This window comes from Streptomyces sp. SN-593, assembly GCF_016756395.1.
Lineage (GTDB): Bacteria > Actinomycetota > Actinomycetes > Streptomycetales > Streptomycetaceae > Actinacidiphila > Actinacidiphila reveromycinica.
The window spans coordinates 4,079,201-4,100,884 of sequence record NZ_AP018365.1; the positions used below are offsets into that span (position 1 = coordinate 4,079,201).

Here is a 21,684-nt window from a genome sequence, read left to right on the forward strand (position 1 = left end):
CCGGTAGCCGCCGGCCGACGGGGCACGGGCGCCGCCCGGCCCGTCGTGCGGCGGGGCCTGTCGCGCGACGGGGCCCGCAGCGGGGAGAATGCGAGGTCCCTCCCATACGCAGGGACGCAGAGAGGCGGATGACGTGGCGCAGCAGGTGCGGGGTGTGGTGGCGCGGGGCAAGGGCGCGGCGGTGGGGATCGAGACGATCGTGGTGCCGGACCCCGGTCCGGGCGAGGCGGTGGTCGCGGTGCAGGCGTGCGGCGTGTGCCACACCGACCTGCACTACCGCGAGGGCGGTATCGGCGAGGACTTCCCGTACCTGCTCGGCCATGAGGCCGCCGGCGTGGTGGAGTCGGTCGGCGAGGGGGTGACCGAGGTCGGGCCCGGGGACTTCGTGGTGCTCAACTGGCGTGCGGTGTGCGGCGACTGCCGGGCCTGCCGGCGCGGCCGGCCGTGGTACTGCTTCGCCACGCACAACGCCGCGCAGAAGATGACGCTGCTCGACGGCACCGAGCTGTCCCCCGCGCTGGGCATCGGCGCGTTCGCCGACAAGACGCTGGTGGCGGCCGGGCAGTGCACCAAGGTCGATCCGGCGGCCTCGCCCGCCGCCGCGGGCCTGCTGGGCTGCGGGGTGATGGCCGGGCTCGGCGCGGCCATCAACACCGGCAACGTGGGCCGGGGCGACTCGGTCGCGGTGATCGGCTGCGGCGGGGTCGGCAACGCCGCGGTGGTCGGCGCCCGGCTGGCCGGCGCCGCGCGGATCATCGCGGTGGACGTCGACGACCGCAAGCTCGCCACCGCCCGGAAGCTCGGCGCCACCCACACCGTCAACTCCCGCGGCAGCGAGCCGGTCGAGGCGATCCGCGAGCTGACCGGCGGCTTCGGCGCCGACGTGGTGATCGAGGCGGTGGGCCGCCCCGAGACCTACCAGCAGGCGTTCTACGCCCGCGATCTGGCCGGGACCGTGGTGCTGGTGGGGGTGCCGACCCCGGAGATGAAGCTCGAACTGCCCCTGCTCGACGTGTTCGGGCGGGGCGGTGCGCTCAAGTCCTCCTGGTACGGCGACTGCCTTCCCTCGCGCGACTTCCCGATGCTGATCGACCTCTACCTCCAGGGCCGCCTCGACCTCGACGCCTTCGTCACCGAGACGATCGAACTGGCCGACGTGGAGCAGGCGTTCGCCCGGATGCGGGACGGCGACGTGCTCCGCTCGGTGGTCGTGCTCTGATCGCGCCGGCCGCCTGAGGGGCCCGGTCCGTCCGACCGGCCGGACCGGCCCGCTCGACCCGGCGGCCCGGCCCGCTCGACGCGACGGACCGGCCGTCCCCGGGTGTCCGGGGCGGCCGGTCGGCGGAACGCGGCCGGGGCGGAGCGGTTCACGCGGCGAGTGCCGGGTGCAGCACCACCTTCGTGTAGCCCTCCACCCGCTGGTCGAACTTCTCGTACGCCATCGGCGCCTGGTCCAGCGGGAGTTCGTGGCTGACCACGAAGCTGGGCCGGGCCCGCCCCGCGGTGATCAGGTCGCGCAACTGGCGGTTGTACCGCTTGACGTTGCACTGCCCGGTGCCCATCCGCTGGCCCTTCTCGAACATCTTGCCGATCGAGACCAGCAGTTGGCCGTGGCGCGCGTGCTCGTCGGGACCGCCGGGGTCGGACGGCACGTAGAGGCCGGGAATGCCGAGCCGCCCGGTCGGACGGACCGTCTCGACCAGGGAGTTGAGCACGGTCGCGGGCTCCTCGTGGCCGGCGTCGTGGGCCTGCGCCTGGTAGCCGACCGCGTCGACACCCTTGTCGGTGCCCTCGCCGCCGGTACGGTCCCGGATCTGCTCGGCCGGGTCGCCCTGCGTGAAGTCGATCGGGATCGCGCCGATCTCCTCGGCCTTCGCCAGTCGCTCGGGCACCCGGTCGACCACGAAGACCTTCGCCGCCCCGCGCAGCAGCGCGGAGTACGCGGCCATCAGTCCGACCGGCCCGGCGCCGTAGACGGCGACGGACTCGCCGGGGGCTACCTCGGCCAGCTCGCAGCCGTGGTACCCGGTGGGGAAGATGTCGGCGAGCAGCACGAAGTCGGTCTCGAACTGCTCGCCCGGCGGGAGTTTCAGGCAGTTGAAGTCGGCGAACGGCACCCGCAGGTGCTCGGCCTGGCCGCCGACGTACGGGCCCATCGCCACGTAGCCGTACGCGCCGCCGGCGAACCCCGGGTTCACCGTGAGGCAGAAGCCGGTGTTGCCGGCCAGGCAGTTCTTGCAGAAGCCGCAGGCGACGTTGAACGGCATGACCACGCGGTCCCCGACCTTCAGGGACGTGATGCCGGCGCCGGTCTCCTCGATGATGCCCAGGTTCTCGTGGCCGAAGACGATGCCGGCCTCGGCCGCGGTGCGGCCTTCGTACATGTGCAGGTCCGAGCCGCAGATCGCGGAGGACGTGATGCGGACGACCACGTCGTTGGGGTGCTGGATGCCCGGGGTGTCGACATCCGCGACCGCGACGGAGAAAGGTTCCTGATAGACGACAGCCTTCATGTTCACCACCTCCGTGGTCCTTCCAGCCAACACCCGGGGAGGACACATCTCAAACGCAGCCGCGGACGCGCACGGGCCGCGGTCCGGAAACGGCCCCCGGGCGGGACCCGGGCGGGCCGCGGACAGGATCCCGGGCAGGCCGCGGACGGGCCGCAGACGGGCCGCGGACAGGACCCGCGCGGGCCGCGGGCAGGCCGCGGGCGGAACCCGCGCGAGACCCGGTTCCGTAAACGTTGCCGTTCTCCTTGACACCCCCGCGGGCAGGCACGATCCTCCTGGAGGTGCTTGAGAGAGCGCTCTCAGACAGCAGGCACCGGCCGCCGGGTCCTCTCCGGCCGGCGGCGCGCGAGAAGGGCTCCACCCCCACGGCAGCACCGGAGCGATCCCCCACGACAGAAGGAGAGGCAGGACGCATGTCCACCCCACAGACGCGCGTACCACCGCCACCGCGCCGCCGAGGCGCCGGCGCACCGCACGGAAACGGTTCCGGCATCCGCCACGGCGTCCGTCACGGTATCCGGCGGCGCCTGCGCGGCGGCCGGGCCCTCGTCGGGCTGGTCGCCGCGGTCGCGGCGTTCACCGGCCTCGCCCTGGCCGGATCGCCGACCGCCCTGGCCGTCACCGGCGCGCAGACGGCCGGGGGCGCGGCGCCGGCGGCGGCCGCCCGGCCGGCCGCGGCGCCCTCCGAGGTGCCGGCCGCGCCGGCCGGCTTCAGCACCACCTGGAGCGACGACTTCGACGGCGCCGCCGGCACCGGCCTGGACACCGGCACCTGGCGCTACGACGCCGGCGCCGGCTGGACCTTCGGCACCGGCGAGATCGAGACCATGACCGACAGCACCGCCAACGTCTACCAGGACGGCAGCGGCCACCTGGTGCTCAAGGCGCTGCACAGCGGCACCGACCCGGCCTCCGGCTGGACGTCGGGCCGGGTGGAGACGCAGGCCGACGGGTTCGGCGCGCGGCCGGGCGGCGTGGTCCGCGTGCAGGCGTCGATCCAGCAGCCGAACCTCGACACGACCAACGGCGCGGGCTACTGGCCGGCGTTCTGGATGCTGGGCTCACCGCTGCGGGTCGGGGTCGGCTGGCCCGGCTCCGGCGAGGTCGACATCATGGAGGACATCAACGCCCGCAGCTCGGTCTTCGGCACGCTGCACTGCGGGGTCAGCCCGGGCGGCCCGTGCAACGAGTCGACCGGCATCGGCTCCGGCGAGCGCGCCTGCTCGGGGTGCCAGACCGGCTACCACACCTACGCGGTGGAGATCGACCGCTCGACCTCGCCCGAGCAGATCCGCTACTACCTCGACGGGCAGAACTACTTCACCGTCAACTCCGGCCAGGTGGACGCCGCCACGTGGGCCAACGCCGTGGACCACAGCTTTTACGTGATCTTCGACCTGGCGATCGGCGGGGCCTTCCCGGGCGCCTTCGGCGGGGGACCGACGGCCGCGACCGCCTCCGGCGGCCAGATGAACGTCGACTACGTGGCCGTCTACAACAAGCCCGCCGCCGGCGACCTGGGCCCGGACATCGCGCTGGGCAGGCCGACCACGTCCTCGTCGAACGAGAGCGCGGACTTCCCCGCGTCCAACGCGACCGACGGCGACATCTCCACCCGCTGGTCGAGCGGCTTCGCCGACCCGCAGTGGCTCCAGGTGGACCTCGGCCGTTCCTACGACCTCACCCACGCCGGCCTGACCTGGGAGGCGGCCGCGGCGGCGGCCTACCAGCTACAGGTGTCGTCCGACGGCCAGAACTGGACCACCGTCGCCACGAACGCCAACAGCCCGCAGGACCTCCAGGACATCGCGCTGCACACCACCGGCCGCTACGTGCGGGTCTACGCGACCGCGCGGGCCAGCCAGTACGGCGACTCGCTCTACGAACTCGCGCTGTACGGCACGCCGTCCGACGGGAGCGGGCCGGGCGGCCAGGCGACCCTGCTCTCCCAGGGCAGGGCGGCCACCGCCTCCTCGGCGGAGAGCGCGGCCTTCCCCGCCTCCGCGGCGGTCGACGGCGACGCCGGCACCCGCTGGTCCAGCGGCTTCGCCGACCCGCAGTGGCTCCAGGTGGACCTCGGCGCCACGCACACGATCAGCCAGGTGAAGCTGGACTGGGAGACGGCGTACGGCACGGCCTTCCAGCTCCAGACCTCGCCCGACGGCCGCACCTGGACGTCCGTCTACTCCACCACGAGCGGGACCGGCGGCGACCAGACGCTGTCGGTGGCCGGATCGGGCCGCTACGTACGCCTGTACGGCACGCAGCGGGCCACGCAGTACGGGTACTCCCTGTGGGAGTTCCAGGTCTACGGCACCTGATCCGGACGCGCCCTGGTGACCACTCCCCGCCGCACCAGGGCGCCCCTCCCACCGGGGCGCGCGGGCCGGGCTGTCAGGACCGGCCCGCGCGGCTCCCGCGCCGCCCCGGCCCCCGCGGCGGCCACTGGCACGTAAAGGGGGTGCCAGGAACAGCGCGCCGGGCGTCAGGGGCGCGTCAAGGAACGGCTCACCGGCCCGCCGCCGACCTAGCGTTTCCGGACATGGGAAGCGGTGAGCACTACGGCGCGGCACCCCGGGCGCGGATCCGGGTCGAGGACGGTCCCGCGGTCGCGCACGACCGCGCGTGGGCCGGGCGGTTGTGGAGCGCCTACGGCGCGGCCGCGACGGTACTGGCCGTGGCGCTGGTGACGGACGGGTGGGACGGCACGCTGGACGTCCCGCGGCTCGCGGCGTGCGGGGCGCTCGCGCTCGCGCTGTTCGCGATCCTGCTGCCGGCGCGGACCTCGGCGGGCGACGGCTGGCTGGACGTGCGCGGGCTGCTGCGCGGTCGGCGCGTGCACACCGGGTACCTGGTCTCGGCGCGGTTCCTGGGCGAGATCGACCGGCGGGTGGTGCTGCGCGACGCGTTCGGCGGACGGGTGTCGGTGGAGGTGCGGGTGCTCGTGGCGAACCCGTTCCTGTGGCACGAACTCGACCGCGGCGCCCGGCGCTCGCACGCCGCCGGGCTGCTCCAGGACCGGGACGCGCTGCGCGAGCTGGCGGAGGCGATCGACGCGGCCGGCGCCCGGGACCTGCTGACGTCCGCGGGCATGCGCTGAGGCGCCCGTGGTCACAGGGTGCGTACCGGGGCCCCCGCGCGCCACGCGGCGATGTCCTCCACCGCGTCGGTGAAGAAGATCCGGTAGGTCCGGTCGGTGACGTAGCCCATGTGCGGGGAGAGCAGGGTGCGGGGCGCGGAGCGCAGCCAGTGGCCGTCGGGCAGCGGCTCGGTGTCGAACACGTCGAGGCCGACCCCGGCCGGGCGGCCGGCCTCCAGCGCGCGGCGCAGCGCGCCCTCGTCGACCAGCCCGAACCGCGAGGTGTTGACGAGGTAGGCGTCCGGGCGCATGGCACCCAGTTCGGCGTCGCCGACGATGCCGCGGGTGTCGTCGGCGAGCACCATGTGCACGGTGGCGACCTTCGCGGTGGCGAACAGCTCGTCCTTGGTGACCGCCCGGGCGCCGCCCCGCGCCGCGCGCTCCGCGGTGAGGTGCGGGCTCCAGGCGACCACGTCCATGCCGAACGCGGCGCCGACCGCAGCCACCTGGGCGCCCAGCCGGCCGAGGCCCACGACGCCCAGCACCTCGCCCGCCAGGTCCGGCGCGATCCGCTGCTGCCAGCCGCCGGCCCGGACCGCGGCGTCGTCGTCGGCGACCCGCCGGACCAGGCCGAGGATCATCGCCCAGGTCAGCTCGGCGGTGCCGGTCGGGTGCGAGCGGGTGCCGCAGACCAGCACGCCGAACTCGGCGGCCGCGGCCAGGTCCAGGGACGCGTTGCGCATCCCGGTGGTGACCAGCAGCCGCAGCCGGGGCAGCCGCTGGAGCACCTCGCGCGGGAAGGCGGTGCGCTCGCGCATCGCCACCACCACGTCGAACGGCTCCAGGGCGGCCACGAGTTCGTCGCGGTCGGCCAGGTGGCGGGGGAAGAAGACCGTCTCGGCCCCGGGCAGCCGCCCGGACCAGTCGGCCAGTTCCCCGGCGACCTGCTGGTAGTCGTCCAGTACGGCGACGCGCATCGGCACGGCGGTTCTCCTCCTGGTCGTCGGTCGTCCCTTCCGGCCCCGCGATCCTACGACCGCGCTCCGGGAGTCCTTCCCCCGCCGTCACCGTCGACGCCGCCGTCACCGTCGACACGGTCGTCGCCGCCTTCGAGGTCGCCCTCGGTGTCCAGGTAGACCTGGCGCAGCTCGGCGAGCACCGCGGGGTCCGGCTCGGCCCACATGCCGCGCGACTCCGCCTCCAGCAGGCGTTCGGCGATGCCGTGCAGCGCCCAGGGGTTGGCGTCCTGGAGGAAGGCCCGGTTGGCGGGGTCGAGGACGTACGCCTCGGTGATCCTGTCGTACATCCAGTCGGCGACGACGCCGGTGGTCGCGTCGTAGCCGAAGAGGTAGTCGACGGTGGCGGCGAGTTCGAAGGCGCCCTTGTAGCCGTGCCGGCGCATCGCCTCGATCCAGCGCGGGTTGACCACCCGGGCGCGGAAGACCCGGGAGGTCTCCTCGACCAGGGTGCGGGTGCGCACGGTCTCGGGGCGGGTGGAGTCGCCGATGTACGCCTCGGGGGCGGTGCCCCGCAGCGCCCGCACCGCGGCGACCATGCCGCCGTGGTATTGGAAGTAGTCGTCGGAGTCGGCGATGTCGTGCTCGCGGGTGTCGGTGTTCTTCGCGGCGACCGCGATCCGGCGGTAGGCGGTCTCCATCTCGCCGCGCGCGGGGCGCCCGTCCAGCCCGCGGCCGTAGGCGTAGCCGCCCCACACCGTGTAGACCTCGGCGAGGTCGGCGTCGGTGCGCCAGTCGCGGGAGTCGATGAGCTGGAGCAGCCCGGCGCCGTACGTGCCCGGTCGGGAGCCGAAGATGCGGGTGGTGGCGCGGCGCTCGTCGCCGTGCTCGGCGAGGTCGGCGCGGGTGTGGGCGCGCACGTGGTTGCGGTCGTCGGGCTCGTCGAGCGAGGCGGCCAGCCGCACCGCGTCGTCGAGCAGGCCGACGGTGTGCGGGAACGCGTCGCGGAAGAAGCCCGAGATGCGCAGCGTGACGTCGATCCGGGGGCGGCCCAGCTCGTCCGACGGCACCGGCTCCAGGCCGGTGACCCGGCGGGAGGCGTCGTCCCACACGGGGCGGACGCCGAGCAGCGCCAGCGCCTCGGCGATGTCGTCGCCGGCGGTGCGCATCGCGGAGGTGCCCCACAGCGACAGGCCCACCGACGCCGGCCAGTCGCCGTTGTCGGCGCGGTAGCGGGCCAGCAGCGAGTCGGCGAGGGCCTGCCCGGTCTCCCAGGCCAGCCGGGAGGGCACCGCCTTGGGGTCCACGGAGTAGAAGTTGCGGCCGGTGGGCAGCACGTTGACCAGGCCGCGCAGCGGCGAGCCGGACGGTCCCGCGGGCACGAAGCCGCCGGCCAGCGCGTGCACGGTGCGGTCGATCTCGGCGGTGGTCGCCCCGAGCCGGGGTACCACCTCGCGGGCGGCGAAATCCAGGACGGCGGCGGCCTGCTCGCCGTGGTCCGCGGTGGCGGCGGGCACGGCGGCCGGGTCCCAACCGGCGTCCTCCATCGCCTGCACCAGGGCGCGGGCGCGCTCCTCGACGGCGTCGGCTGCGGTGCGGGTGGCGGCGGACTCGTCCAGGCCGAGGGCCTCGCGCAGGCCGGGCAGGGCCGCGGTGCCGCCCCAGATCTGCCGGGCCCGCAGGATCGCCAGCACCAGGTTGACCCGGTCGGTGCCGGCCGGCGCCCGGCCGAGGACGTGCAGTCCGTCGCGGATCTGGGCGTCCTTGATCTCGCAGAGCCAGCCGTCGACGTGGAGCAGGAAGTCGTCGAAGCCCTCGTCGTCGGGGCGGTCGTCCAGGCCCAGGTCGTGGTCGAGGCGGGCGGCCTGGATCAGGGTCCAGATCTGCGCGCGGATCGCCGGCAGCTTCGCCGGGTCCATGGCCGCGATCTGGGCGTGCTCGTCCATCAGCTGTTCGAGGCGGGCGATGTCGCCGTAGGAGTCGGCGCGGGCCATCGGCGGCACGAGGTGGTCGATCAGGGTGGCGTGCGCGCGGCGCTTGGCCTGGGTGCCCTCGCCGGGGTCGTTGACCAGGAACGGGTAGACCAGCGGGAGGTCGCCGAGCACCGCGTCCGGGCCGCAGGCGGCCGACAGGCCGGCGTTCTTGCCGGGCAGCCACTCCAGGTTGCCGTGCTTGCCGAGGTGGATCATCGCGTCGGCGCCGAAGCCGCCCTCCGCGGCCGGGGCGGCGATCCAGTGGTAGGCCGCCAGGTAGTGGTGCGAGGGCGGCAGGTCGGGGTCGTGGTAGATCGCGATCGGGTTCTCGCCGAAACCGCGCGGCGGCTGGATGAGGACCAGCAGGTTGCCGTGCCGGAGGGCGGCGAGCACGATGTCGCCCTCCGGGTTGCGGCTGCGGTCCACGAACAGTTCGCCCGGCGGCGGGCCCCAGTGCCGCTCGACCGCGTCGCGCAGTTCCCGCGGCAGGGTGCCGTACCAGCGGCGGTAGTCCGCGGCGGGGACCCGGACCGGGTTGCGGGCCAACTGCTCCTCGGTCAGCCAGTCCTGGTCGTGGCCGCCGGCGTCGATGAGGGCGCGGATGAGGGCGTCGCCGGGGTGGGGGGCGGCGGGTCCGGCGGGGGAGGTCTCGGAGGAGGTGTCGGTGCCGGCGCCGGAGGCGTCGCCGTCAGGAGCATTGCCGTCAGGGGCGTCGCTGCCCGGCGCCGGGTCGGGGGTGTCGAGGCCGGGGACCGGGTCGGGGCCGAAGTCGTACCCCTCCTCGCGCAGGCGGCGCAGCAGGGCCATGGCGCTGGCCGGGGTGTCGAGGCCCACCGCGTTGCCGATGCGGGAGTGCTTGGTCGGGTAGGCGGACAGCACCAGGGCGAGGCGCTTGTCCGCGGCGGGTATGTGCCGCAGCCGGGCGTGCCGCACCGCGATGCCGGCCACCCGGGCGGCGCGTTCGGGGTCGGCGACGTAGGCGGGCAGGCCGTCGGCGTCGACCTCCTTGAACGAGAACGGGACGGTGATCAGCCGCCCGTCGAACTCGGGAACCGCGATCTGGGTGGCGGCGTCCAGCGGCGAGACGCCCTCGTCGCTGGCCAGCCAGGCGGCGCGCGAGCCGGTCAGGCAGAGCGCCTGGAGCACCGGCACGTCCAGGCCGGTGAGCGCGCCCGCGTCCCATGCCTCGTCGTCGCCTCCCGCGGACGCCTCGGCGGGCCGGGTGCCGCCGGCCGCGAGCACGGTGGTGACGATGGCGTCGGCGGCGGCCAGTTCGGCGACGAGCCCGGGCTCGGGGGTGCGCAGGGAGGCGACGAAGTACGGCAGCGCGCGGGCGCCGGCCGCTTCGATCGCGTCGCACAGGGCGGCCACGAAGGCGGTGTTCCCGCTCATGTGGTGGGCGCGGTAGTAGAGCACGGCGACGGTGGGGGCGTCCGCGGGCGTTTGGGCCGACGCGCGCTCCAGCGGGCCCCAGGAGGGCGCGGGAGCGGGCGGGTCGAAGCCGTGGCCGGTGAGCAGCACCGTGTCGGACAGGAAGCGGGCGAGCTGCTCCAGGTTGCCGGGGCCGCCGTGCGCGAGGTACGCGTGGGCCTCGGCGGCGATGCCGACCGGCACGGTCGAGGCCGCCATCAGCTGGGCGTCCGGCGCCTGTTCGCCGCTCAGCACGACCACGGGAAGGGCGGTGGCCAGCAGCGCGTCCAGCCCGTCCTGCCAGGCCCGCAGGCCGCCGAGCAGGCGGACGACGACCAGGCCGACGCCGTCCAGCAGTTCCGGCAGACCCGCCACGTCCAGCCGCGCGGGGTTCCCGAACCGGTACGCCACCGGCCCGCCGGCCGCCCGCGCGCTGAGCAGGTCCGTGTCGGAGGTGCTCAGCAGCAGCACGCGCTCAAGGTGCCCCGGTCCCTCCGGGGTGCCGGCCTCCGCGGGTTCCGGGACCGCCTGCCCGGTGGCGGGGGCGCCGGCGGGCGAGGCCGCGTCGGCTCCGGGCGGTTCCTCGGTGTCCCTCGCCGGAGCGGCGGTCCCGGACACCGGAGAGGTGGTCTCGGAACCGGCGGAACGGGGCAACTCGGGTGATCCGGTCACGGTGTGGCCTTCCTCGGGGTGTCCGCGCCCCGGGCGGTGTCGGACGGCGGGAGTTCCTGGCTTGCTCGGCCGCCGGAGGCACCGGTGGCCAAGTTCACAGTGGCGGGACCGCGCCGGATTCTCACCGGGCTTCCTCCCCTGTCGCCGTCTGCGGCGATGCGCGAACCGGAAGGTCCGCACGGCGAGCATAGTAAGTGTCGCGGCCGTTCGGCAGATGACCCGATTTGTGGCACGGTCGGTATGCTCGCCGCCATGTCCACCGCCCCCGACCTGCCCGTCCGGCCGCCCCGGCCGGACGCCGACGCCTGTTCCACGGGCGGCGGCGCGCAACCGGCGGGCACCGGCGCACCGGTGCCGGACGGCGCCGGCCTGCTGCGGGACCGGGGGGACGCCTGCCCGGGCGCCCTGCGCCTGCACCCCGCCGACGACGGCGCGTTGGCCCGCGTCCGGATTCCCGGCGGCGTGCTGGACGCGGCGCAGGCCGAGCGGTTGGGCGAGGCGGCCCGGCGGTTCGGCGACGGTGACGTCCATCTCACTTCGCGCGGCAACGTCCAACTGCGCGGCCTGGACGCGGGTTGCGGAGCGGAGCTGGCCCAACTGCTGGGCGCCGCCGGGCTGCTGCCCTCGGCCACCCACGAGCGCGTACGGAACGTCGTGGCCTCGCCGCTGTCCGGCCTCGACGGGCGGGGGCACCTGGACGTCGGGGACTGGCTGCGGGAGCTGGACGGGCTGCTGTGCGGCAGCCCGGCCGCCGCGGCGCTGTCCGGGCGGTTCCTCTTCGCGCTGGACGACGGGCGCGGCGACGTCGCGGCCCTGGCGCCCGACGTGACGCTGCGCGCGGCGCCCGACGGGACCGCGCTGCTGGCGGTCGGCCGCAACGCGGCCCTGCGCGTGACCGCCGCCGACGCGCCCCGGGCCGCCCTGCTCGCCGCGGAGCTCTTCCTCGCCGAGGCCGCGTCCGAGGGCGGCGAGCCCAGCGCGTGGCGGGTGGCCGACCTGCCCGACCGCGGCGCGGCCCTCACCGCCGAACTCGCCGGCCGCCTCCCCGCGCCGCCCGCGCCCGGACCCGAGCCGGCGCCCGCGGCCGACCCCGCGCCCGCTCCCGTGGCCGTGGCCGCCCGGGGGAAGGCCGCCTCCCCGGCCGCCCCCGACGGCACCCGGTCCGGAGCCGTCCCCGCCGCCCCCGACGGCACCCGGGCGAAGTCCGCACCCACCACCACCGACGGCACCCGGGCGAAGTCCGCCCCCACCACCACCGACCACGGCACCGGGGAGAAGGCCGGCCCTACCCCCACCGCCGACCACGGCACCCGGGCGGAGCCAGCACCCACCGCCACCGACCACGGCACCGAGGAGCGGTCCGCACCCACCGCCCCACCCTCCGCCGCCTCCGCCGACGCCTTCCCCGCGCTCGGCCCCGTCGCGCACCCGGCCGCCCCCGGCGGCCCCCTCGCGCTCTCCGTCCTCGCGCCCCTCGGCCGCCTGACCGCCGACCAGTGGCGCGCCCTGTGCGCGCTCGCCGCCCGCACCCCGGCCGCGCACCTGCGGCTCACCCCGTGGCGGGGCGCCGTCGTCCCGGGCGTGCCCGCCGACCGGGCCCGGGAGGAGCTGGCCGCGCTGGCGGCGGCCGGGCTGGTGACGGACGCGGCCTCCCCGTGGGTCGGCGTGAGCGCGTGCGCCGGGCGGCCCGGATGCGCGAAGTCGCTCGCCGACGTCCGCGCGGACGCGGCCGCCCTCGTCCGCTCCGCCCCCGGGGACGCCGAGCCCTCCCGCCCCGCCCCCGGGAGCGCGGAACCCGGGGGCGGCGGCGCACCGGCGGACGGCGCCCCCCGCCCCGGCGGCCCCGCGGCCCCCCGCCTCCTGCCCGTCCACTGGTCCGGCTGCCCCCGCCGCTGCGGCCGCCCCCGCACCGCCGACCGCGTCGAGGTCGTCGCGACCCCCGACGGCTACCGTGTGGACCTCTTCCACCGGGCGGCCGCGACCCCCGGCACCCCGTCCCGTAGCGTCCATCCCGGCCCCCCTGACCTCGCCGCCACCGTGGCGGCCGCGCGCCGCGGCGCGCCGACCGAATGAGCGAGACCACCGTGCCCCCTGTGTCCCCGGTCCCCCCGGGCTCCGCGTACCCGTACGCGTACGAGAAGGACGGCGCGGCCATCTACCGCCGGTCCTTCGCCACGATCCGCGCCGAGGCGGACCTCGGCGGCCTGCCCGCGGACGTCTCCCAGGTCGCGGTGCGGATGATCCACGCCTGCGGGATGGTCGACCTGGTGGCCGACCTCGCGTACTCGCCCGGCGTGGTGGCGCGGGCCCGCGCGGCGCTGCGGGCGGGGGCACCCATCCTGTGCGACGCGGCGATGGTCGCCAGCGGGGTGACCCGCAGACGGCTGCCCGCGGACAACGAGGTCGTCTGCACGCTCGGCGACCCCTCGGTGCCCGCGCTGGCCGCCGAACTCGGCACCACCCGCACCGCGGCGGCCCTGGAGCTGTGGCGCGAGCGGCTCGACGGGGCCGTCGTCGCCGTCGGCAACGCGCCCACCGCGCTGTTCCGGCTGCTGGAACTCGTGGCCGAGGGCGCGCCGCGGCCGGCCGCGGTGATCGGCGTCCCGGTCGGCTTCGTCGGCGCGGCCGAGTCGAAGCAGGCGCTGGCCACCGACCCGTCGGGCCTCGACCACCTGGTCGTCCACGGCAGGCGCGGCGGCAGCGCCATCGCGGCGGCCGCACTCAACGCGATCGCGAGCGAGGAAGAATGAGCAGCGGCCTTTCCGCGGCGCACGAGGCGACCGCTCCCGACGGCTCCGGCGTGGGGCGGCTCTACGGGGTCGGCCTCGGTCCGGGCGACCCGAAACTGCTGACGGTGCGGGCCGTGGAGGTGATCTCGGCGGCCGACGTCGTGGCGTACCACAGCGCGCGGCACGGCCGGTCGATCGCCCGGGGGATCGCGGCGGGGTACCTGCGCGAGGGCCAGGTCGAGGAGAAGCTGGTCTATCCGGTCACCACGGAGACCACCGACCACCCCGGCGGCTACCAGGGCGCGATGGAGGAGTTCTACGAGCGGGCCGCGGCGCGGCTGGCCGCGCACCTGGACGCGGGGCGGAGCGTGGCGGTGCTGGCCGAGGGCGACCCGCTCTTCTACGGGTCGTACATGCACATGCACAAGCGGCTGGCCGACCGGTACCCGACGGAGGTCGTGCCCGGGGTGACGTCGATGGCGGGCGCGGCCGCGCGGCTGGGGACGCCGCTGGTGGAGGGCGAGGAGTCGCTGACGGTGCTGCCCGGCACGCTGCCGGAGGAGGAGCTCGCGGCGCGGCTGGCGGCGGCGGACACCGCGGTGGTGCTGAAGCTGGGCCGGACGTTCCCGGCGGTGCGGCGGGCGCTGGAGCGGTCCGGGCGGTTGGCCGAGGCGCGGTACGTCGAGCGGGCCACCATGGCGGGTGAGCGGACCGCGGAACTCGCCGGGGTGGACCCGGAGTCGGTGCCGTACTTCGCCATGGCGGTGCTGCCGAGCCGGGGCGGCGCGACGGAGCCGGCGGCGGTACCGGCGGCACTGCCCGCGCAGGAGCGGGCCGAGGAGGCGGCGGACGGCCGCGGCGGGCCGGGGAACGTCGTGGTGGTGGGCACCGGTCCGGCCGGCCCGCTGTGGCTGACCCCCGAGACGCGCGGCGCGCTGGCCTCGGCGGACGACCTGGTCGGCTACACCACGTACCTGGACCGGGTGCCGGTCAGGGCCGGCCAGCGGCGGCACGGCAGCGACAACAAGGTGGAGGCCGAGCGGGCCGAGTTCGCGCTCGACCTCGCCCGCAGGGGGCGGCGGGTGGCCGTGGTCTCCGGCGGCGACCCGGGGGTGTTCGCGATGGCCACCGCCGTGGTGGAGGCCGCCTCCCGGCCGCCGTACCGGGACGTGCCGATACGGGTGCTGCCCGGCGTGACCGCGGCGAACGCGGCGGCCGCGCGGGCCGGTGCTCCGCTCGGCCACGACTACGCGGCCGTCTCCCTGTCGGACCGGCTCAAGCCGTGGGAGGTCATCGCCGAGCGGCTGCGCGCGGCCGCCTCCGCGGACCTGGTGCTGGCGCTGTACAACCCGGGGTCGAAGAGCCGCACGTGGCAGGTGGCCGAGGCGCGCAAGCTGCTGCTGGAGCACCGCGCCCCCGACACCCCCGTGGTGGTCGCCCGCGACGTCGGCGGCCCGGGCGAGCGGGTGCGGATCGTCCGCCTCGACGATCTGGACCCGGAGGAGGTCGACATGCGCACCCTGCTGATCGTCGGCTCCTCGCAGACCAGGACCGTGGTGCGCGGGGACGGCGAGCAGATCGTCTGGACGCCGCGGACCTACCCCCGGTCCTGAGACCCGCCCCGCCCCGGGCCGACCGCGGCCCGGGGCGAACGCACCGCCCCTCGGCCCGGGGGCGAGGGCACCGCGCGCCCGCCGCCGTGTGCTCAGCCCGTCCGTTCCCGCACCCACCGCGCCGCCCGCTCCACGTCCTCCGCGACCTCCACCCCCTCCACCGCCGGCGGCCGGCGCACCACGACCACCGGCAGGCCCGCCTCCCGCGCCGCCACCAGCTTCGCGGCCGTGGCCGCGCCCCCGCTGTCCTTCGTCACCAGCACCCCGATCCGGTGCTCCCGCAGCACCTCCCGCTCCCCCTGGAGCGTGTACGGACCCCGGTCGAGCAGCACCTCCGTCCGGCGCGGCAGCACCCCCTCCGGGGGGTCCACCGACCGCACCAGGAACCACAGGTCGTCCAGTCCGGCGAACGCGGCGAGCCCGCTGCGGCCGGTGGTCAGGAACACCCGGTCGGCGAGGGCGGGCAGCAGGTGCGCGGCGTGCGCGAGGGAGTCCGCCGGGTGCCAGCGGTCGCCCGGGGCCGGGGTCCAGCCCGGGCGGCGCAGCGCGAGCAGCGGCACCCCCGTCCGCGCGGCGGCCTCCGCGGCGTTCGCGCTGATCCTCGCGGCGAAGGGGTGGGTGGCGTCGACCAGTGCGGTCACGTGGTGGTCGCGGAGCCATTCGGCCAGTCCCCGTGGGCCGCCGAAGCCGCCGATCCGCACGGTGCCCCGCGGGAGGCGGGGGGCGGAGACGCGGCCGGCGAGCGACGACGTCACGGTGCGCCCGCGCTCGGCGAGGAGCCCCGCGAGTTCCCTCGCCTCGGTGGTGCCGCCGAGGATCAGCACGTGCACGTCGGTGCCCTTCCTGAATGTTCCACGTGAAACAAGCCCAGGGTGCCTCATCCGCCCCTCGCTTCCCGGCGTTCCGGGCCCCGCTCCTTGCCGTCCGCGCCCACTCGCGGGTGCACCGTGGCTGCCCGTGCCCCCACACGGTCGGCCGGTTCCGCTGTCCGGGTACGGCGCCGGGTGCGCTGCGGAGCAGCCGCACCCACCCGGGGCGCGGGGAACCGCGCGACCGCCCACAGCGCACCCGGGGACGCCGACGCACCGCAAGACCCCCTCGCGCGCCTCCGTCACCGCCACCACCGGCAGGTGGTCCCTCGACCGACAGGACGGAGCCGGCCGGGGGTCAGGGGCGCCCCCGGAGGGGCGAGTACAGGTGGCTGTCGGGAAAGGACGAAGCCCCCAGGGTGCGCCCGACCATGATGACGGCGGTGCGGCGGATTCCCGCCGCCGCCACCTGCGCGGCCACCGTCGCGAGCGTCCCCCGCAGGACGACCTCGTCCGCCCTGCTGGCGTAGGCGACGACGGCGGCCGGGCAGTCCGCCCCGTAGTGCGGCGTCAACTCGGCGACGACGCGCTCGGCGTACCCCGCCGCGAGGTGCAGCACCAGCAGCGCCCCGCTGGCCGCGAGCGTCGGCAGGTCCTCCCCCGGCGGCATGGGCGTGGCCCGCTGCGCGACCCTCGTGAGGATCACCGTCTGCCCGACCGCCGGCACCGTCAACTCCCGCTTGAGCGCGGCCGCGGCCGCCGCGAAGGCGGGCACCCCGGGCACCACCTCGTACGGCACCCCGGCCGCGTCGAGCCGGCGCATCTGCTCGGCCACCGCGCTGAACACCGAAGGATCCCCGGAGTGCAGCCGCGCCACGTCGTGGCCGTCGCGGTGCGCCCGTACCAGCGCGTCGGTGATCTCGTCCAGGTCCATCCGCGCGGTGTCCACGAGTTCCGCCCCCGGCGGGCAGTCAGCGAGCAGTTCGCGCGGCACCAGGCTCCCGGCGTACAGGCAGACCCGGCAGGAGGCCAGCAGCCGCGCGCCGCGCACTGTGATGAGGTCGGCGGCGCCGGGCCCGGCGCCGATGAAGTGCACGGTCATAGGTCTTCCGCTCCTGCCGGATCGGCCGGCTTGACCACCGACCACTGGGTGACCGGCATCGCCTGACGCCAGCCGGTGAACGTCCCCACGGGTGCCGCGTGCGCGACGGCCAGCCGGACGAGGTCGCCGCCGCGTCGGCGGTAGTGCGCGGCGAGCAGCGCCTCGGACTCCAGGGTGACGGTGTTCGCGACGAGCCGGCCGCCGGCCGCGAGCGCGTCCCAGCAGGCGTCGAGCAGGCCGGGCGCGGTGAGCCCGCCGCCGACGAACACGGCGTCGGGGGCCGGGAGTCCGGCCAGCGCGGCGGGCGCGGCGCCGGTGGCGACCCGCAGCGCGGGCACGCCGAGCCGGTCGGCGTTGGCGGTGATGCGGGCGGCCCGGACCGGGTCGCGCTCGACGGCCACCGCGCGGCAGGACGGGTGCGCGCGCATCCACTCGATCGCGATCGATCCGGAGCCGCCTCCGACGTCCCAGAGCAGTTCGCCGGGCGCGGGGGCGAGCGCGGCGAGGGTGGCGGCGCGCACATGGCGCTTGGTGAGCTGCCCGTCGTGGTCGTACGCCTCGTCCGGGAGCCCGGGCACCGCGCCGAGCCGCGGGGCGCCGGCGCCGCGGCGGCAGTCGACGGCGACGACGTTGAGCGGGTCGCCGGGCGGGTGCGCCCAGCCGTCGGCGGTGCCGTCGGCCGCCACCCGCTCACGGGGGCCGCCGAGTTGCTCCAGCACCCGCAGGCGGCTCGGCCCGAAGCCGCGGTCGCGCAGCAGCGCGGCGACCTCGGCAGGGGTGGCCGCGCCGGCGCTGAGCACGACCAGGCGGCGGCGGTGGTGCAGGGCGGCGGCCAGCGTCGCCGCGGGGCGCCCGACGAGAGTGACGACCGCGGTGTCCTCGACCGGCCAACCGAGCCGGGCACAGGCGTAGGAGACCGACGAGGGGTGCGGCAGTACCCGCAGCGCCTCCGGGCCGGCCTCCTCCGCCAGGGCCCGGCCGATGCCGTGGAAGAACGGGTCCCCGCTGGCCAGCACAGCGAGCCGGCGGCCGGCGTGGGCCGCGAGCAGCCCGGGCACCGCGGGCCGCAGCGGCGAGGGCCACGGCACCCGCTGCCCGGCGCACTCCGGTGGCAGCAGGTCGAGTTGGCGCGGGCCGCCGATCACCGCGTCCGCGGCGCGCAACGCGGCCCGGGACGCCTCGGGCAGCCCGTCCCAGCCGTCGGCGCCGATGCCGACGACGGTCACCGGCGCGGGGGCGGAGCTCACGCGGACACCTCGGATCGGGGAAGCGGCAGGTCAGCAGGACCCTACCGACCGACCGCGGGCTCCCGCCCGGCGGGTTCGCCGAGGGCGCGCCCCGGACCGCCCGCGGCGGCGCCTGTCCGGCGGCCGCGCCGGGGTCCACCGACCGGGCGCGGTCCGCTGACCGGGCCGGGTCCACCGACCGGGCCCGGGCATGGCGACGGGCCGCCGGCGAGGGGGGAAGGCCGGCGGCCCGTACGGGTGGAGCGGGCCGGTGGGGCGCGAGGGGGCGCGCCTCACCGGCCGGCGGCCGCAGGGCGGCCGCGGGTGGTTCAGTGGTTGGCCACGCCGTTGCCGGACAGCACCGGGATGTTGCTGAGCACGTGCGACAGCGGCTCGTCGCCCTGGGCCTGGGTGGAGTTCTCGGTGCACTGCTGGTTCTGCGGCGAGGTCAGCACGTTGACGTCCTGGACGGTGATCGGCACCAGGCCGATCAGCGAGCCGACGTTGGCCTTCACCGGCACGCCGAGGCAGGGCTTGTTCAGGGTGCCCTGGACCAGGCCGATCTGCGGGCTCTGGGTGCCACCGGTGTGGGTGTTGCCGTACGCCTGCTCGGCGCCGTTGCCGTTCACCGTGGTGGTGCCACCGTCGTTGCCGATCGCCATGGCCTGCGGAGCGGCGGCGGCACCGACAGCGGCGACCGACGCGGCGAGAGCAGCACCGGCAAGCATCTTCTTGATCATTGTTGTCCCTTTTTTTGGTGCTTGGCGCACTGGTCTGGAAAGTCTGGAACGATCTGATCAACCGCTCCAGCGGGGTTTGGTTCCGGCCTTTCACTCCGACGGGGTAACAGCCGGGTGGGAGGGGCCGGGAGAGCCGGGAAAGCGGCGGGCGGGCGTCAGCCGAGCGGGAGGCCGCCGAGCGGCAGACCGCCGAGCAGCGAGCCGCCGGGCAGGGCTCCGGTGACACCGGACAGCGCGGAGCCCGCGTGGCCGGCGGCACCCTGCACCGAGTCGGCGGCGCCCTGGAGGGTCTCCAGAGTGGACTGGACCTGCGTGGCGTCCGCGACCTTCTGGAGCGGCTGCTCGTTGAGCGCCTGGTCCACCCCGCCGTTGATGCTCGTGGGCATCGTCGACATGTTGTCGACCGAGACGGGGGCACTGGCGGTGTCGTCCGCAAAGGCGGGTGCGGCCACCCCGGCCGCCATGACCGAACCGGCCAGTACCGCCGCGACCTTCGAGTACTTCACTTGCCACCCTTTCCTAAGCCGAGAGCCGGCCGCCCGACGCTTTGACGTCGGGCGCCGTGGAACGCCGTCGGAGCGCCGAAGTCCGGCACGCTGAACAACGACCGCGCCGATCCACAGGAAACGGAAAACGGGCCGCGTCCGCGACAATCACCCGTACGTGGGGAACTTCGGCGCATTTCCCGTACCGGCGGCTTTTCCCGGCGGAGAGCGGCGCGGCCCACCGGGGCGGTCAGCGCGTGCGGGCGGTGGCGCGGGCGGACCTGGCGGCGGTGTGGGAGCGCCGGTAGAGCAGTGCACCGCCGAGCAGCAGGGCCGCACCCGCGGCGCCCGCGAAACCCGCCTCGTGCCGGGCGATACCGGTCTCGGCAAGCTGGTGGTGCTCGACGACCGGCTGGGCCGGCGGCGTCGTCGGGGCGGGCGGGGCCTCGGTGCGCGGCGGCGCCTGCCGGGGCGGCGTGGTCGGCGCGGGGGACGACTCGTTGCTGCACGAGTTGCCGAACGAGGGGTTCAACAGCCCGGCGGCGTCGACCGTGTTGCCGCACGCGTTGACCGGCACTTCCACCGGGACCTGCACGGAGTTGCCCGACAGGAGGCCGGGCGAACCGCTGGCGGTGCTGTCGCCGCCGGAATCCGCCTGTGCGTACCCCCCGGTCGCGGCCAGGACGCTGCTCGCGGCAGCGACGGTGAGCAGACTCCGGCTCAGGATCTGTCGCATCGACTCTTCTTTCGACTTCGCTACTCAGGGGCGCCCGGCTGCTCCGTGGGCCCCCGCCAGACGCACCGCCCCGGGGCGCGAAGAGGTTCGGCGCTCCGGGGCGGTACCTGTTCAGGACGCTGTCACGACCCGACAGGCAGACGTCAGTTGTCCGCGTTGACGCAGGTGTTGCCGAACGCGGGGTTCAGCAGGGCGATCACGTTGACGGTGTTGCCGCACAGGTTGACCGGGACGTGCACCGGGACCTGGATGACGTTGCCCGACAGCACGCCCGGCGAACCGGCGGCGACCGCACCGGCGCCGGAGCTGGCGAACGCGGGGACAGCGGCACCGGCTGCCATCAGGGTGCCGGCGGCGACCGCTGCGACCTTCGAGTACTTCACGGTGAACTCCTTTTCCGGAAACGGCGTCGTGCACCGCCACGGCCTTCGTGACGGTTCGCCGGGCAATTCCACGCCCGAGCACACCGCTGCCGACCGGATCAACGACCACCCCGGTACCGAGGAAACTGGCAGACGGCCGTCGGAAAACACTATTCACCCGAATGGCCGGTAGAACTCCCCCGCCGTGCGGAAATCCCGCGCCCCGCGACGGCCGAGCCGGCGGAGGAACCGCGCACCCGCGGGCGGGTCGGCCGGGAATGCGGCCGCCCGGCCGGCCCGGAAATCGGCCGTCCGCCGAATTCCCGGGCCGCGCCGGGAGGGTACGGCGACGGCCCCGGTCCGCCCGACGGGGACGTCGGGGGCCGGGGCCGTGCGCAGCGGACAGGGCCGGGCGGTGCCGGCCGACTGCCGGCCTGGTCAGTGGTTGGCCGTGCCGTTGCCGGAAAGGATCGGCAGGTCCTCGAGGATGTGCGAGAGCGGCTCGTCGCCCTGGGACTGGGTCGAGTTCTCGGTGCACTGCTGGTTCTGCGGCGACGTCAGGACGTTGAGGTCCTGGATGCTGATCGGCACGACGCCGACGAGCGAGCCGAGGTTCGCCTTGGCCGGCAGGGCGATGCAGGGCTTGTTGAGCGAACCCTGGATCAGCGCGAACGACGGGCTCATCACACCGCTGGTGTAGGTGTTGCCGTAGTTCTGCTCGGAGCCGTTGCCGTTGGCGGTGGTGGTGCCCTGGTCGTCGCCGATGGCCATCGCGCCGGGGGCGACCGTCGCGGAGACACCCGCGAGCGAGGCCGCGACGGCGGCCGTGGCGAGGATCTTCTTGATCACGATAGGTCCTTCTGGGAAGAGAGGGTGGCCCCGGTACCAGGGCCGGTCTGATCAACAGCGCGACAGCCGGTTGGTAATGAACGTTCACCCGAACGGATAGCCCCGCGCCCCCGTGAGGGACGCATTCCCCCACACGAGTGATTGACGAACCGCGCCTCCGATGCGTCGTCGCACGGGCGAAATCCGATGGTCATAAGAAACGGCCAGCTCAGAGGGACTCCCGGCGCCGCCGCGCGTCCTGCGCGGGTTACCCGGGGTCGTCTGCCACCGTGCTGGGGGAATTCATAGGGATTACCTGACAGGCACGGTATTCGTTGAGTGCACGCGGTCGGTTGATCAAGGTCGGTCGACCACGGTCGATCCAGCGTTCCGGACGATCCGCCGGAGCAGGTCGCCGGGCCGCGGGCACCGACCGGACTCCGGACTTCTC

Annotated in this window: 16 protein-coding genes, 1 pseudogene and 1 riboswitch; of the genes and pseudogenes, 6 read left to right on the top strand and 11 right to left on the bottom strand. The window is 75.7% G+C overall.

Annotated elements, in window-relative coordinates; translation table 11 throughout:
- The first annotated feature begins 133 nt into the window (after nucleotides 1–133).
- Nucleotides 134–1,219 (top strand): S-(hydroxymethyl)mycothiol dehydrogenase, encoded by a 1,086-nt coding sequence (locus RVR_RS17065; RefSeq protein WP_202234681.1) that lies wholly within the window; start codon nucleotides 134–136, stop codon nucleotides 1,217–1,219.
- Nucleotides 1,220–1,367: 148 nt separating this feature from the next.
- On the opposite strand, the gene RVR_RS17070 is transcribed toward RVR_RS17065, so the two are convergent.
- Complete coding sequence (locus RVR_RS17070; protein WP_202234682.1) at nucleotides 1,368–2,513, bottom strand: glutathione-independent formaldehyde dehydrogenase; 1,146 nt, start codon at nucleotides 2,511–2,513, stop codon at nucleotides 1,368–1,370.
- A 413-nt stretch (nucleotides 2,514–2,926) separates the two neighbouring features.
- Between RVR_RS17070 and RVR_RS17075 the strand changes: the two genes are divergently transcribed.
- Nucleotides 2,927–4,834 carry a discoidin domain-containing protein gene (locus tag RVR_RS17075; protein WP_202234683.1) on the top strand — a complete coding sequence of 636 codons (1,908 nt, stop codon included), beginning with the start codon at nucleotides 2,927–2,929 and terminating at the stop codon, nucleotides 4,832–4,834.
- Between the two features lie 221 nt (nucleotides 4,835–5,055).
- On the top strand, nucleotides 5,056–5,613 hold the full coding sequence (locus RVR_RS17080; RefSeq protein WP_237404798.1) for a hypothetical protein: 558 nt from the start codon (nucleotides 5,056–5,058) through the stop codon (nucleotides 5,611–5,613).
- Between the two features lie 11 nt (nucleotides 5,614–5,624).
- Here RVR_RS17080 and RVR_RS17085 read toward each other — a convergent pair whose 3' ends face one another.
- Nucleotides 5,625–6,569 carry a D-2-hydroxyacid dehydrogenase family protein gene (locus RVR_RS17085; protein WP_202238720.1) on the bottom strand — a complete coding sequence of 315 codons (945 nt, stop codon included), beginning with the start codon at nucleotides 6,567–6,569 and terminating at the stop codon, nucleotides 5,625–5,627.
- Nucleotides 6,570–6,691: 122 nt separating this feature from the next.
- Nucleotides 6,692–10,402, bottom strand: a pseudogene (cobN, locus tag RVR_RS17090) (cobaltochelatase subunit CobN); the annotation flags it as partial.
- A gap of 251 nt (nucleotides 10,403–10,653) precedes the next feature.
- Nucleotides 10,654–10,760, bottom strand: a riboswitch (cobalamin riboswitch).
- Between the two features lie 95 nt (nucleotides 10,761–10,855).
- Between cobN and RVR_RS17095 the strand changes: the two are divergent.
- The 3 genes from RVR_RS17095 to RVR_RS17105 are packed head-to-tail and all read left to right on the top strand — an operon-like array spanning nucleotide 10,856 to nucleotide 14,945.
- On the top strand, nucleotides 10,856–12,676 hold the full coding sequence (locus tag RVR_RS17095) for a precorrin-3B synthase (RefSeq protein ID WP_202234684.1): 1,821 nt from the start codon (nucleotides 10,856–10,858) through the stop codon (nucleotides 12,674–12,676).
- Nucleotides 12,677–12,696: 20 nt separating this feature from the next.
- On the top strand, nucleotides 12,697–13,353 hold the full coding sequence (locus tag RVR_RS17100) for a precorrin-8X methylmutase (RefSeq protein WP_237404799.1): 657 nt from the start codon (nucleotides 12,697–12,699) through the stop codon (nucleotides 13,351–13,353).
- Entirely contained in the window at nucleotides 13,350–14,945 is a 1,596-nt protein-coding gene (locus tag RVR_RS17105) for a precorrin-2 C(20)-methyltransferase (protein ID WP_202234686.1), read from the top strand. Before RVR_RS17100 ends, RVR_RS17105 begins: the two co-directional genes overlap by 4 nt.
- 92 nt (nucleotides 14,946–15,037) lie before the next feature.
- Here the strand turns inward: RVR_RS17105 and RVR_RS17110 are convergent, their stop codons facing one another.
- The 8 genes from RVR_RS17110 to RVR_RS17145 form a co-directional block, all read right to left on the bottom strand.
- Nucleotides 15,038–15,775: a cobalt-precorrin-6A reductase gene (locus RVR_RS17110; RefSeq protein WP_202234687.1), complete on the bottom strand. Its 738-nt coding sequence runs from the start codon at nucleotides 15,773–15,775 to the stop codon at nucleotides 15,038–15,040.
- Between the two features lie 337 nt (nucleotides 15,776–16,112).
- Nucleotides 16,113–16,856 carry a precorrin-4 C(11)-methyltransferase gene (cobM, locus tag RVR_RS17115; RefSeq protein ID WP_202234688.1) on the bottom strand — a complete coding sequence of 248 codons (744 nt, stop codon included), beginning with the start codon at nucleotides 16,854–16,856 and terminating at the stop codon, nucleotides 16,113–16,115.
- On the bottom strand, nucleotides 16,853–18,082 hold the full coding sequence (gene cbiE / locus RVR_RS17120; RefSeq protein WP_202238722.1) for a precorrin-6y C5,15-methyltransferase (decarboxylating) subunit CbiE: 1,230 nt from the start codon (nucleotides 18,080–18,082) through the stop codon (nucleotides 16,853–16,855). The genes cobM and cbiE overlap by 4 nt, the downstream gene beginning before the upstream one ends.
- Before the next feature lie 329 nt (nucleotides 18,083–18,411).
- The gene (locus tag RVR_RS17125; RefSeq protein WP_202234689.1) at nucleotides 18,412–18,822 is read right to left on the bottom strand and encodes a rodlin; all 411 of its coding nucleotides are present in this window, start codon (nucleotides 18,820–18,822) and stop codon (nucleotides 18,412–18,414) included.
- A gap of 155 nt (nucleotides 18,823–18,977) precedes the next feature.
- A complete protein-coding gene (locus RVR_RS17130) occupies nucleotides 18,978–19,328 on the bottom strand; it encodes a hypothetical protein (protein WP_202234690.1) in 351 nt (116 codons plus the stop codon).
- A 229-nt stretch (nucleotides 19,329–19,557) separates the two neighbouring features.
- Nucleotides 19,558–20,043: a chaplin gene (locus RVR_RS17135; protein ID WP_202234691.1), complete on the bottom strand. Its 486-nt coding sequence runs from the start codon at nucleotides 20,041–20,043 to the stop codon at nucleotides 19,558–19,560.
- A gap of 143 nt (nucleotides 20,044–20,186) precedes the next feature.
- Nucleotides 20,187–20,426: a chaplin gene (locus tag RVR_RS17140; RefSeq protein ID WP_202234692.1), complete on the bottom strand. Its 240-nt coding sequence runs from the start codon at nucleotides 20,424–20,426 to the stop codon at nucleotides 20,187–20,189.
- Between the two features lie 417 nt (nucleotides 20,427–20,843).
- Complete coding sequence (locus RVR_RS17145) at nucleotides 20,844–21,254, bottom strand: rodlin (RefSeq protein WP_202234693.1); 411 nt, start codon at nucleotides 21,252–21,254, stop codon at nucleotides 20,844–20,846.
- Nucleotides 21,255–21,684: the final 430 nt, after the last annotated feature.